This is a genomic window from Actinomadura sp. NPDC000929 (genome assembly GCF_040492065.1).
Lineage (GTDB): Bacteria > Actinomycetota > Actinomycetes > Streptosporangiales > Streptosporangiaceae > Spirillospora > Spirillospora verrucosospora.
The window spans coordinates 1-11,926 of sequence record NZ_JBEUPA010000203.1; the positions used below are offsets into that span (position 1 = coordinate 1).

Annotated in this window: 11 protein-coding genes; 6 read left to right on the forward strand and 5 right to left on the reverse strand. The window is 70.5% G+C overall.

Annotation, left to right across the window (positions count from 1 at the left end):
* Positions 1–87: 87 nt before the first annotated feature.
* From ABWI04_RS38880 to ABWI04_RS38890, 3 genes are all read right to left on the reverse strand, one after another.
* Positions 88–390 (reverse strand): PTS sugar transporter subunit IIB, encoded by a 303-nt coding sequence (locus ABWI04_RS38880; protein WP_185024408.1) that lies wholly within the window; start codon positions 388–390, stop codon positions 88–90.
* A gap of 67 nt (positions 391–457) precedes the next feature.
* Complete coding sequence (gene ulaA / locus ABWI04_RS38885) at positions 458–1,891, reverse strand: PTS ascorbate transporter subunit IIC (RefSeq protein WP_353835516.1); 1,434 nt, start codon at positions 1,889–1,891, stop codon at positions 458–460.
* Between the two features lie 101 nt (positions 1,892–1,992).
* Positions 1,993–2,724: a GntR family transcriptional regulator gene (locus ABWI04_RS38890; protein WP_353835517.1), complete on the reverse strand. Its 732-nt coding sequence runs from the start codon at positions 2,722–2,724 to the stop codon at positions 1,993–1,995.
* A gap of 195 nt (positions 2,725–2,919) precedes the next feature.
* On the opposite strand from ABWI04_RS38890, the gene ABWI04_RS38895 reads away from it, so the two are divergent.
* The gene (locus tag ABWI04_RS38895) at positions 2,920–4,251 is read left to right on the forward strand and encodes a hypothetical protein (RefSeq protein WP_353835518.1); all 1,332 of its coding nucleotides are present in this window, start codon (positions 2,920–2,922) and stop codon (positions 4,249–4,251) included.
* 360 nt (positions 4,252–4,611) lie between these two features.
* Here ABWI04_RS38895 and ABWI04_RS38900 read toward each other — a convergent pair whose 3' ends face one another.
* Entirely contained in the window at positions 4,612–5,121 is a 510-nt protein-coding gene (locus ABWI04_RS38900; protein ID WP_353835519.1) for a hypothetical protein, read from the reverse strand.
* A gap of 447 nt (positions 5,122–5,568) precedes the next feature.
* Here ABWI04_RS38900 and ABWI04_RS38905 point away from each other — a divergent pair, with 447 nt between their 5' ends.
* Positions 5,569–6,930 carry a sensor histidine kinase gene (locus tag ABWI04_RS38905; RefSeq protein ID WP_353835520.1) on the forward strand — a complete coding sequence of 454 codons (1,362 nt, stop codon included), beginning with the start codon at positions 5,569–5,571 and terminating at the stop codon, positions 6,928–6,930.
* A gap of 152 nt (positions 6,931–7,082) precedes the next feature.
* Here the strand turns inward: ABWI04_RS38905 and ABWI04_RS38910 are convergent, their stop codons facing one another.
* Entirely contained in the window at positions 7,083–8,024 is a 942-nt protein-coding gene (locus ABWI04_RS38910) for an AraC family transcriptional regulator (RefSeq protein ID WP_345186750.1), read from the reverse strand.
* Between the two features lie 82 nt (positions 8,025–8,106).
* Between ABWI04_RS38910 and ABWI04_RS38915 the strand changes: the two genes are divergently transcribed.
* The 4 genes from ABWI04_RS38915 (at position 8,107) to ABWI04_RS38930 (ending at position 11,821) form a co-directional block, all read left to right on the forward strand.
* On the forward strand, positions 8,107–8,955 hold the full coding sequence (locus ABWI04_RS38915; protein WP_345186747.1) for a Rossmann-fold NAD(P)-binding domain-containing protein: 849 nt from the start codon (positions 8,107–8,109) through the stop codon (positions 8,953–8,955).
* Between the two features lie 17 nt (positions 8,956–8,972).
* Positions 8,973–9,476, forward strand: a complete 504-nt coding sequence (locus ABWI04_RS38920) for an anthrone oxygenase family protein (protein ID WP_353835521.1) — start codon at positions 8,973–8,975, stop codon at positions 9,474–9,476.
* Positions 9,477–9,786: 310 nt separating this feature from the next.
* Entirely contained in the window at positions 9,787–10,851 is a 1,065-nt protein-coding gene (locus tag ABWI04_RS38925) for a phosphotransferase family protein (protein WP_345186743.1), read from the forward strand.
* Between the two features lie 133 nt (positions 10,852–10,984).
* Positions 10,985–11,821, forward strand: a complete 837-nt coding sequence (locus ABWI04_RS38930) for a metallophosphoesterase family protein (protein ID WP_353835522.1) — start codon at positions 10,985–10,987, stop codon at positions 11,819–11,821.
* The last annotated feature ends 105 nt before the right edge of the window (positions 11,822–11,926 follow it).

The window sequence follows — 11,926 nt, forward strand, 5'->3', positions numbered from 1 at the left end:
GCCAGTCGCCCGCCGTCGCCCCGTCCGCCGCGGCCACGATCGTGCCCGGCGCGGCGGCCCCGGCGGCCGCCCCCTCGGAACGGGCCGTCACGAGAGCCAGCCCTGCTCGGTGAGGCGCTCCCTGAGCTGGGCCTCCAGGCCCTCCTTGTCCAGGAAGTCGCTGATGGTGATCACCACGGGCGCCAGGTCGGCGATCTCGCCGGTGTGCATGCCCTGGCCGATCACCACGTCGGGCGACATCCCGCGCGCCGTGGACACGTCGGTGTTCTCCACCCGGGCGTCCACGCCGAGCGAGCGCAGCGCGTCCTCGGCGGTCATCTTGAGCATCAGGCTGGAGCCCATGCCGACGCCGCAGACCGCGAGGATCTCCAGTTGCCGGTCCAGTGCCATGTCGTCCTTCTCTCCTCGTAGGGACGGTCGGGCCCGCGCGGACGTGCGGCGGGCCCTGCGTGGTCCGTCAGGCCTCCGCGGGGGCCGCGCTCTCGGGCGCCGCCGCCTCCTCCTCCGCCGCCCGGCGCTTCTCGGCCCGGCCGAGGAGCAGCAGGGTAGTGATCATCGCGCCGACCGCGACCGCGGGGACGAGCCAGATCGAGTTGCCGCCGACGACCGGGTCCGCGGCCTTCAGCAGCCAGCCGATCGCGTACCAGTCGGGGTCGGCGAGCGTCGCCAGCTCGGGCGCGGTCCGCTCGTACAGGCCCCAGGTGACGGCCTGCCCGACGGCGAGGATCAGCCCGGTGACGACGCCGCCGAGGACGGCGCCGCGCCAGCCCGCCACCACGTTGCCGAACAGCGCCGCCGCGCCGCCCACGAAGAACAGCATGATCATGGGCGGGGCGAGGGTGAACCAGCCGGCGCCGGCGAACACGCCGAGGCAGACCAGGAACACCACGGTCGACGAGACGAACCCGACCATGACGGCGGTCGGCGCGACGGGGAAGACGGTGGGCGCGTCGAGCGCGGGGCGGGTGCCCGGGATGACGCGGTCGCTGAACCCTTTGAACGCCGGGACGATCTCACCGAGGAACATCCGCACGCCGAACAGCAGGATCGCGATGCCGCCCGCGAAGCGCAGGCCCACCAGGATCGCCCACACCCACGGCGACAGCTTGTCGTCCATCTCGGCCGCGGCCTTGGCGACCACGCCGTGGTCGGCGAACGCGACCCCGACCAGCATGATCACGGTGATGATCAGCGCGGTGCTGACGTTGACGTCCTTGAAGAACGACAGCTGCCGGGGAAGCTTCAGCTTCTCAGTGTCGTGCTTGTCGCGGCTGCCGAGCGGGCGGGCCGCGTAGCCGGTGATCAGGCAGGCGAGCGAGCTGGTGTGCGCGAACCCGAACCGGTCGTCCGGCATGACGCGGCGCATCAGCGGGCGCATCCACAGCGGCTGCAGCGTCCAGTACGCGGCGACGAACCCGGCCCCGCAGAGCACGAGCGTGAGCTGGTCGGCGCCGGGCGCGATCGTCACCAGGGAGGCGACGGTGACCGTGCTGATCCAGAACATCAGGTGGCCGGTCAGGTACAGGTACCGGGCCGCGGGGAAGAGCCGCACGACCAGCACGTGCGCCAGGAACGCGACCGTGATCACCAGCGCGATCGTCCCGCCCTGGTCGGCGAGGAAGTCGGCGAGGGTGTTGTCGGCCTTCGGCGGCGTGGTCCCCATCGCGCTGGCGAGCACGGTCTGGAAGCTCGTCAGCCCGCCGGTGAAGACCTCGATGCCGATGAACAGGATGACCACGCCGATCGTGGCGCGCAGCGCCCCGGCGAAGACGTCCTCGAACCGCTTGCGCTGCAGGAGCAGGCCCGCCAGCGTGATGAGCCCGATGAGGATGGGCACCTGGCCGAACACGTTGTCGGCCAGGAAGGTGAGGATGTCCTTGATGACGTCCATGGTGAACTCGCCTCACATCTCGGGGGATGGGTGGTGCGCTGTCGCCCCCGTCAGCGCGGACGGACGATCGTGCGCCCGGGACGCGGCGCCCGGGCGTGCGGTCAGTGGTTCGGTGGTCGCAGGTCCAGTTCCAGCCGGTACCGGTCGCCGCGGTAGAGGGACCGGACGTACTCCAGCGGCCGGCCGTCCGCGTCCCTGGTGATCCGCTCGAACAGGAACGCCGGCATGTGCACCGGGACGCCGAGCTCGGCGGCCTCCTCGGCGGTGGTGACGGTCGGCTCGATGGTCTCGGTGCCCGAGGCGATCACGACGCCGTTGCCCCGGAGCAGGTCGTAGAACGACCGCCCTTCCAGGTCGCTCCGCCGCAGGTCCGGCATGAGCGCCCGCGGCAGGTAGAGGGTCTCGATGGCCATGGGGGCCTCGTCGGCCAGCCGGAGCCGCCGAATGGTAAATACCTCTTCGACGGGCGACAGGGCCAGCCGGCGGCCGATCCGCGCCCCCGCGGTCTCGGTGCGGAACGACAGCACCCTGCCGCCCGGCTTCATCCCGCGCCTGATCATGTCCTCGGTGAACGAGGTCATGGTCAGGGACACGGCGATCCGGGGTTCGGCCACGTAGGTCCCGCTGCCGTGCCGCCGGTCGAGCAGGCCCTCGGCCACGAGCCCGTCGATGGCCTGGCGCAGCGTCGGCCGCGAGACGCCGAGGTCCTCGGCCAGCCGGCGCTCGGACGGCAGCGCGTCCCCGACGTCCAGATCGTCCAGCATCGCCAGCAGCTCGCGGCGCACCGCCTGCCGTTTCGTGCTCGCGGTCCGGCCCTCACCGGCGGATGGCACGCCTGTCACCTCCTTTGACGCGGTTCCTGTCGTCGCACACGGTATGTCCCATTATGGCGACTGGTCAATACCACTTTGGCGATGTTTGCCGTGGTCATGGGCGGAGGGCCCGAACTACCGTCTCGGCAGGTCGGCAGACGGTGCCGATCACGACCGTGTCGACGCCGCGCTCGCGGCGGCGAGGAAGGCGGCCAGATGAGGAAGCTCGTGCGCGGCGCAGTGGCGCTGGCCCTGCCGATGCTCATGCCGGCGGCGCTCAGCGCGGCGCCGGCCCAGGCGGAGGCGGGCCGGCCGGGGGCGAGGGACGGCTGGAGGCTCGTGGCCTCCGAGCCGTTCGACCGGCGCATCGACGACGCGAAGGCTCCCTGGAGGCCGGACGGCGACGGCCCGTCCAGTCCGTACGACGTCGATGTCTACGACAACGACGGCGCCTACTTCGACACGATGGGCGGCCCGGCCTTCCGGACGCAGCTCGCGAAGATGAAGACCTACCGCAAGTCGTTCACGTTCGGGAAGCGCGGCTGGCTCACCGCCGAGCTGGCCGCCCGCGACGCCGACGGGGACGGCCGGCCGGACGCGCCGCCCACGCTCACCTCCGGCAAGGGCGTGGCCCGGCTGGACGAGCCCGCCCACCAGGCGGGCGTCGTCATCCGCTCGACCCGCGACCTGCCCGCCGAGTACCGGGTGGAGATGACGCTGCGCGGGCTGGACTTCGGCGGCCGGCGGAACGGGTCATGGGACTACCCGGACGGCCGGGTCAACGGCTACTCGCCGGAGGGCTGCAAGACCAACTTCCCCTGGGCGTCCGGCGGCGACTACGCGCGGCCCGAGTGCGAGTGGGCCGACGTCCGGACCGACTCCAACGGCTTCTACTACATGTCGATCATGGACTACCGGCAGGTGGCGCCGCACAACAACGTGTTCGTCCACGGCCATCGCAAGGTCGCCATGGACGGCTACAACCGCTACAAGTACACCGGCAAGGGCCTGCTGTACTGCAACCCGGCCACCGGGCAGTACGAGCCGTACTCCGCCGGGACGGGCAACGGCGTCAACGCGATCTTCATGACCGACGACCGCCGCTACCCGACCATGCCGGGCACCGAGTACCTCATGGAGAGCGAGTGCGGGCTGCGCAAGGGCGGCGCCATCGTCTCGACCGTCGACCTGAGGCCCGAGCTGCTGCCCGCCGAGCCGTACACGTTCGCCGTGGAGCGGCGCGACGGCGCCTACACGATGGAGATGTCCGGGGTCTTCGCGCACGTGGGGAGGGCGACCCTGCGCTACACGCGCTCGTTCGTCCAGGACGGCGAGCCGATCTGGCACTACAACCAGAAGCCCGGCGAGTACGACGGCCGGTTCAACGCCGACTGGACCTGGACGGGGCCGGGCGGCACCCTCGTCGACCGCGACACCTGGCCGGCCGGGTCCGCCTACCCCGACCGGTTCATGATCGGTGACCCGCACATGAACTTCTACGAGGGCTCGGCGCAGGTGGACGACATCCGCCTGTACGTCCCGCGCTAGCGGACCGGCGGCCGCCCGGCCCGGCGACGGCGGCGCCGCCGGTCAGGCGGTCGCCGCCCGGAACGACGCCGTCCAGCCGGCCCCGTACCTCGCCCTCGGCATCCGCGAGGGCGGCGCCACGCGAAAGCGGGCGATGCGCGACAAGTCCCACGACGCCTAGGCGGCCAAGCTGCACGACCGCCTGCTCTTCGGCTACTACCGCCTGCACAGCTCGACGAACGGCGCCCCCTGCGACAGGTGAAAGACGACCGGCGGCGGGTCAATCTCTGGGCCGTCAACGCGGTCTCGTTCATACGGTTGGTGCCGGAGCTGTGGCCGACACCGCCCGCCGCTCACCACTCTGGCGGCTGACGTCGCCGGTCACGTCGATGCCTTGGCCACGAGGTCCTCACCGCGGATCTCCCGGCGGCAGTGCGGGCACAGCGCAGGCAGCTTCAGGCTGCGGCGGCTGCGGACTTTGGCGTCCTCAGGGAGGTCTCGCCGCCTGACCGTCTCCTCACAGTGCGGGCAGGTCCCCGGCAGTTGCAGGGTCCGCGGAGCCCTGGGAGAGTACGTTCCACCGGTTCCCTTCGGGCGGCCCGCACCGGCACCCTTGCCCGGCTTGCCGGCCTCCCACGTGCGGTATGTCGACATCCGCCAGAACGGTGCCCGGCCGAGGACGGTGTCCTGCTCGGGCATATCGCCGGCCCTCGCCTCCGGGGTGCCGCGCCGGGCGTTGTGCCGGGACCGGTTCGCCTCGACGGTCGTCTTCTTCACACCCTGGAGGGCGGCCCAGACATCGATGTTGATGAGGGCCTCCGGGGCGATGTCCGCCGGGTCCGCGGGGAGTTCCGCCGAATCCTGCAAGATAATAATCCCGTCAAGGTTCATGTAGGCAGAATAATCTGTCGCAACACGGGGGCGGCCTCGCAGCCCCCGCGCCATGCCTACCGGCCGCCAGCCTCATCCGTGTTCTCCTACCTGCCTTCTCTTCGAACCACCGGCCCCGGTGCAGCGCGAAGTCGCCCGCGGTGAAGTCGCCGGGCGTCGGAGCGCAGACTGCCCCCTGCTAAATCGCGGCCGACGCTACGACCCGACCGAGAGCTGTACGAGCGCGTCACGGAAGGCGTCGCCCAGATGGGCGACCGCTGGAGCATGAACAGGCACTACAAGGCATGGCTACGGCACTGGTCGAATCCACGCGCCGCCAGTGTATGAACAGTATTTGCATACTTTTGGACGTGTTTGACTGCCTGGCAAGGCACAGTGCAAGTGATGGTTTCAGGGACTCTGCGACGACTCGCCATCACCTCCGTCAGGGCCCGCCTGAGTCTGGTCATGGTGCTGCTGTCGCTGCTCACCTTCGGCGCCCTCGGGATCGGCGTCGAGCATGCGGTCCGCGCCAGGATCGAGAACGCGGCCTTCCAGGAGACCCAACGTGTGGCCGGCGAGTGGATCGGCTCGATGAACTCGCCCAAGCCGGGGCAGCCGAGCGCCACCTCGCGCGTGCCCTACCTCCAGCTGGTCGATCCCCGGGGAAGGGTGGTGGCGGCGAGCCGTGCCGCCGGCGGCCGTCCCGCGATCAGCACGCTCTGGCCGCCGTTCGACGACCAGATACAGAACCGGGTCCAATGCGCGGACGGCCACTGCCTCATGCTCACGGCCAGCCGGGTCTCCCCGCAGAGGACGATAGTGCTGTGGGAGGGCGATACCCACGTCGTCTATGCGGCCATGCCGCGGCCCGCGGTGCTGGCCACGCCTCGGCTCCATGCCATGACCGCCGCCATCGTGCTGGTCGCCGTCGCGTTGACGGGGTGGGGGACCTGGTGGGTGGTAGGCCGCACCCTGCGCCCGGTCGAGTCGATGCGGAAGCAGATCGCCGAGATAACCATCGGCGACCTCAGCCGTCGCCTGACGCAGCCGCCGGGTGACGATGAGATCGCTCGCCTCGCTCGCACTGCGAACCAGGGAATCTCCAAGCTGGAGAACGCGACCAAACGCCAGCGCCGGTTCGGATCCATGGTCTCCCACGAACTGCGCCGACCGCTCACCGGCCTGCGGGCGCACCTGGAAGAGGTGTTGCTGGCTCCCGATGCCGACTGCCGCGAGGGGATACAGGGCGCTCTGGTGACGGCCGAACGACTTCAGGCGATCATTGACGAGATGCTGGAGCTGGCTCACGTCAGCTCAGGGCAGCGAGCGGTCGAGCCCGTGGACCTGAACGCACTGGCCCGTGCGGAAGCCGAAAGGGTGAGCGGCGGGCCTCCCATCGTCGTGCACGCCGCCGATGAGGCCGCCGTCCTCGGCAATCAGGTACAACTGACCGGGGTTCTGACGAACCTTCTGGTCAATGCCCAACGCCACACCCGCACCAGTGTTCACCTGACCGTGGGCCGATCGGAGGGACAGGCGACGGTCACCGTCCTGGACGACGGGAAGGGAATCCCTCCCGGCGACAGAGAGCTTGTCTTCCAGCCCTTCGTCCGTCTGCGCGAGGGCCGCCGCCGCGATCCCCATGGGAGCGGCCTCGGCCTGGCGATCTGCCGAGCCGTCGCCGAGTCCCACAACGGAACCCTCCAGGTCGAGGACTCCGCGCGAGGCGCTTGTTTCGTCCTGCGCATCCCGCTCGCTCCGACCGGTTCGAGACCCGAGGAGAGCGCCCCGGCCCCTCCGTCATCCGTCTACGAGGCAGACGCATGACGCACACCACACCCTCTGCCCATATCGGGCCTGCTGCTCCACCTCGACCCAGGCCGAGGCGATACCGCCGAGGCTGAGCGGCGCCTCATCGCCCGAGGTTTCTACGAGGGCTCGGCGCAGGTGGACGGCATCTGTACGTCCCGCGCTGGCGGTCAGGCGGTCGCCGCCCCGGCGCGGTACTCCTGCGGGCTGACGCCGTGCTCGCGCTTGAAGGCCGTGCTGAGCGCGAAGGCGTTGCCGTAGCCGACCCTGCGGGCCACGGCCTCCAGCGTCGCGTCCGTCTCGCGCAGCAGGTCGGCGGCCTGCGCGAGGCGGACGCCGGTGAGGTAGGCCATGGGCGGCTCGCCGACCAGCTTCGCGAACCGCTGCGCCAGCGCCGCGCGCGACACCCCGACCCCGGCCGCGAGGTCCGCGACCGTCCAGGGATAGGCCAGGTCGTCGTGCAGGAGCCGGAGCGCGGGGCCGACGACCGGGTCGCCGTGGGCGCGGTACCAGCCCGGGGCGGCGGCGTCCGGGCGGGAGAACCAGGCGCGCAGGGTCGCGATGAGCAGCAGGTCCAGGAGCCGGTCGAGGACGACGTCCTGGCCGGGCTCGTCCTTGCCGATCTCCTCCTGGAGCACGGCGACGAGCGGCGACCTCCACGTGTCGCCCCGGACGACCGCCATCGCGGGCAGCGCGGCCAGCAGTCGCTGCGTGACGGCCCCGCGCATCTGGTAGGTGCCGACCAGCATGACCGCCGGCCCGTCCGGGTCGTTGCCCCAGGCGCGGACGCCGAGGTCCATGGCCTCCGACAGGCTCGTGCCGTCCGGGGTGGTGCAGCGCTGGCCGGGATGGATGACGATCTGCGGCGCGGTCGCCGGGTCGTCGCTGACGGTGTAGGCGTCCGGCCCCCGGAAGATGACCATGTCGCCGGGGCCGACGCGCTGGGGATCGCCGTCGTCGGGGACCAGCCAGGCCTCGTCCCTGACCATGGAGAGCAGGGTCAGCGGCGCCTCGTCCTGGATCCGGAGCGACCAGGGCGGCGCGAGGGTCGAGCGCAGCATGAACGCTCCACGCGCGCGCGGACCGTCGAGGAGTTCGGCCAGGGCGTCCATGGAGGCCAGCGTAGACGCTGGCGTATGCGGGCGAGCGTCTCAACCATGGTGGCCGGAACCGCCCGGCTGTTGACTTCAGGGCATGACGAACAGCGAATCCGGAATCATCGAAAGCGGCCTCACCCTCGTCCTCGGCGGGACCGGCAAGACCGGCCGCCGCGTCGTCGAGCGGCTGGAGGCCCTGGACCTCCCCGTGCGGATGGGCTCGCGGTCGGCCTCCCCGCCCTTCGACTGGGAGGACGAGTCCACCTGGGCGCCCGTCCTGCGGAACGTCGAGAACGTCTACCTCTGCTACTACCCCGACCTGGCCGTTCCCGGCGCCCCCGACGCCATCCGCGCGTTCACGGGTGCGGCGGTGGACGCGGGCGTGCGGCGCGTGGTCCTGCTGTCGGGGCGGGGCGAGCCCGAGGCGCGGGACTGCGAGCGGATCGTCCAGGCGTCCGGCCTGGCCTGGACGGTCGTGCGGGCGAGCTGGTTCGCGCAGAACTTCAGCGAGGACTACCTGCTCGACCCCGTGCGGGCCGGGGAGGTCGTCCTCCCGGCGGGCGAGGTCCCGGAGCCGTTCGTGGACGCCGACGACATCGCGGACGTCGCGGTCGAGGCGCTCACCCGGGACGGCCACGCCGGGCAGGTGTACGAGGTCACCGGGCCCCGGGCGCTCACGTTCGCCGAGGCGGTCGCCGAGATCGGCCGCGCCGCGGGACGCGAGGTCGCCTTCGTTCCCGTCGGCGCGGAGGAGAACGCGGCGGCCCTCCGGGAGCACGGCGTGCCCGAGGAGGTCGTCGGCCTGCTGACCTACCTGTTCACGACCGTGCTGGACGGGCGCAACGCCCGGCCCGCCGACGGCGTCCAGCGGGCCCTCGGCCGCCCGCCGCGCGACTTCTCCGAGTACGCGCGCGAAACCGCCGCCAGCGGCATCTGGAACCACTGACCTGAGGACCGGACGACATGAAATTCTCTCTCGCGGGCGTCTCGGCGACCCTCTCCATCATCATGGCGGCCGGGATGGCCGGAACCTTCTTCGGCTTCTCCACCGGCGTCATGCCCGGGCTGAACGCGGCGCGGCCCGCTTCGGCGATCGACGCCATGCAGGGCATCAACCAGAGGATCCAGAACCCGGTCTTCGTGGCGATGTTCCTCCTGGTGCCGGTTCTGGCGGCGGCGGCGGGGGTGCTGCTGCTCACCCTGGACCAGAAGTCGGCGGCCCTGCTCTTCTTCGCCGCCGCCGGCCTGTACTTCGCGGGCGCGCTCATCCCGAGCTTCGCGGTCAACATCCCGATGAACGACGTCCTGGACGGCGTCGCGATCCCGAAGGACGCGGCCGAGGCGGCGAAGATCTGGTCGGACTACTCCGGCCGCTGGACGGCGTGGAACACCGTCCGCGCGGTGTTCAGCTGGGCGAGCCTCCTCTCCATGAGCCTGGCCGTCTACGTCTGGGGCAGGAACAACTGACCGATCTGACGCACCGGCGGGGTCCGTGCTCCGGCAAGGAGCATGGACCCCGTTTCCATGCCTCCCTCAGCCGTTCCTTCTGAGCCATCCGGCCCTTTTTAAAAGCGCCACCCCAGAGGGGTGCGGCACAGCTCTCGGCCTTCCGGAGACGCACGGAGGCGGCTGTGGGCGAAATGCGCCGCGACCACCAAGAATGCTGTACTCTGCCGAAGCGGAGACGCTCTGACGAACACTTCGAAGTCCTCTTGTCGTCTCGGACGGCGAAAGGCGGTTCCTCAGGGGCGGCTCGTGACAACCAAAAGAAGGAGGGATGATGGGCGACAGGTTTTCGCAGCTTGTCGCTGCAGAAGATTTGGCTGCTACAAGGGAGCTCCTCGAACGCGACCCTGATCTGGCTCACCGACTTCGCTCGGTCGCCCTGGAGAAGGCCGGCGCACTCAGCGGTTTCTACCACCATAACGTCCGGGTGGGAAACCTGATGTGTCGCTTCCCTGCCGCCGGGGCGGACAATCTGGATCGGCGTACTTATGAGGAGAACGACGTGTTGCGGGCCATTCAGCCCTATCTGGGCCGAAAGGCGTCCCACCTGGTCTACGAGGGGCAGGGGTGGTCCGTACACGCGTACGAAGAAGGCCGAGTCCTCCACGAACTCTCGCCACCGGGTCGGCCGGTGCCGAGGCTCGTTCTCGACGACACGGTGGACCTGTTCCGCAGGTTGACCGATGTGCCGTTGGGGGACATGCGGTTGCCGCCCTGGTGGCCGGAAGACGGCGATTCGGTGGGATTCGGATTGCGCAGGGCCATCCAGGCGTCGGTCGCCCAATGGAAGTCGACCCGCTGGTTCGGCAGGGAGTTCGACTTGCTCGGGCTTCCTCTCCAACCGCATCGGGCGATGGTGGGCCGCTTGACGAAGCTCACTCCCCGGCCGTTTCAGCTCCTGCACAACGACATGCACCGTGGGAACATCATCGTGCGTCCCGACGGTCACGCGGTCTTCGTGGACTGGGAATTGGCGACGATCGGGGACTGGGTGTACGAGGTGGCGACCCACCTGCACCTCATGCGCTACACCGAAGGAGACCGGCAGTATCTTTTGGAGCGCTGCCTCGAAAGGATGCCGCCCGCCTCCACCGAGGGGTGGCAGGCGGATCTGGAGACCTATCTGGACCTCAACCGGATCCAGTCGGCCGTCAACGACACCGTCCGTGTCATCCATAAGATCAGGAAGGAGCGCCTGTCGCCCGCCGAGAAAGGGGAAATGGTCCTGGCCCTGACCGGAACGCTCAACACGGCCGGTCGGATCTGGGGCATGGAGAAGGTACTCTCCCCCGACGAGGTGGCCGCCGCGGTTCAGGCCGGCGTCGTCGGAGAGTAGCAGGGGGCGCCGGGAGAAACCGCCCGGTCCCTGTTCGACCCACGCTGCGCCCTCACTCGCATGGAAATGAGAGTGGGGGCGTAGATGCCCGCGGAGGCGCGGCCCGCGCGGGCCCGGGGCTTACCATCGGCGGATGGGCGGCGTCTACGCGATCAGCGACCTGCACGTGGGGTTCCCGGAGAACCGCGCGTTCGTCGAGGGCCTGCGGCCCGCGTCCGAGGACGACTGGCTGATCGTGGCGGGCGACGTCGGCGAGCGCTTCGCCGACGTCGAGTGGACGCTGCGCACCCTCGCCGAGCGCTTCGCCGCCGTGCTGTGGGTGCCCGGCAACCACGAGCTGTGGACCATCAAGGACGACCCCGTGCAGCTGCGCGGTGAGGCCCGCTACCGCCGGCTCGTCGAGATGTGCCGCGGCCTGGGCGTGCTGACCCCTGAGGACCCCTATCCCGTCTGGGACGGCCCGGACGGCGCCGTCACCGTGGCGCCGCTGTTCATCCTGTACGACTACACGTTCCGCCCCGACGGGACGTCCAGCAAGGAAGAGGCCCTCAAAGCCGCGCACGAGGCCGGTGTCGTGTGCACCGACGAGGTCTACCTGCACCCCGACCCGTATCCCGGACGGGACGCCTGGTGCGACGCCAGGATCTCCTACACCGAGCAGCGCCTGTCCGCCCTGGAGCCGGGGACGCGGACCGTGCTCGTCAATCACTGGCCGCTCGTCCGCGAACCCACCCGCGTCCTCTGGTACCCGGAGTTCGCCCAGTGGTGCGGCACCGAGCGCACCGCCGACTGGCACAGCCGGTTCGGCGCGGTGTCCGTCGTCTACGGGCACCTGCACATCCCCCGGACGATCTGGACCGGCGAGGTTCCGCACATCGAGGTGTCGGTCGGCTACCCGCGCGAATGGCGCGAGCGGTCCGACGCGCCGCGCGGCCCCCGCCGCGTCCTGCCCGTCCCCGAGACGGACTGACCGGCTACCGGCGGGCCGCGCTTCTAGCGGGCCGCGCCCGGCGCCATGACGAAGTCGATCACGACGGGGGCGTCGTTGATCTCCATGGCCTTGGCGATGACCTCG

Coding starts and splice junctions, on each gene's coding strand:
- ABWI04_RS38880 (WP_185024408.1), bottom strand. CDS start 390: ATGGCACTGGACCGGCAACTGGAGATCCTCGCGGTCTGCGGCGTCGGC.
- ulaA (WP_353835516.1), bottom strand. CDS start 1,891: ATGGACGTCATCAAGGACATCCTCACCTTCCTGGCCGACAACGTGTTC.
- ABWI04_RS38895 (WP_353835518.1), top strand. CDS start 2,920: ATGAGGAAGCTCGTGCGCGGCGCAGTGGCGCTGGCCCTGCCGATGCTC.
- ABWI04_RS38900 (WP_353835519.1), bottom strand. CDS start 5,121: ATGAACCTTGACGGGATTATTATCTTGCAGGATTCGGCGGAACTCCCC.
- ABWI04_RS38905 (WP_353835520.1), top strand. CDS start 5,569: ATGGTGCTGCTGTCGCTGCTCACCTTCGGCGCCCTCGGGATCGGCGTC.
- ABWI04_RS38910 (WP_345186750.1), bottom strand. CDS start 8,024: ATGGACGCCCTGGCCGAACTCCTCGACGGTCCGCGCGCGCGTGGAGCG.
- ABWI04_RS38915 (WP_345186747.1), top strand. CDS start 8,107: ATGACGAACAGCGAATCCGGAATCATCGAAAGCGGCCTCACCCTCGTC.
- ABWI04_RS38920 (WP_353835521.1), top strand. CDS start 8,973: ATGAAATTCTCTCTCGCGGGCGTCTCGGCGACCCTCTCCATCATCATG.
- ABWI04_RS38925 (WP_345186743.1), top strand. CDS start 9,787: ATGATGGGCGACAGGTTTTCGCAGCTTGTCGCTGCAGAAGATTTGGCT.
- ABWI04_RS38930 (WP_353835522.1), top strand. CDS start 10,985: ATGGGCGGCGTCTACGCGATCAGCGACCTGCACGTGGGGTTCCCGGAG.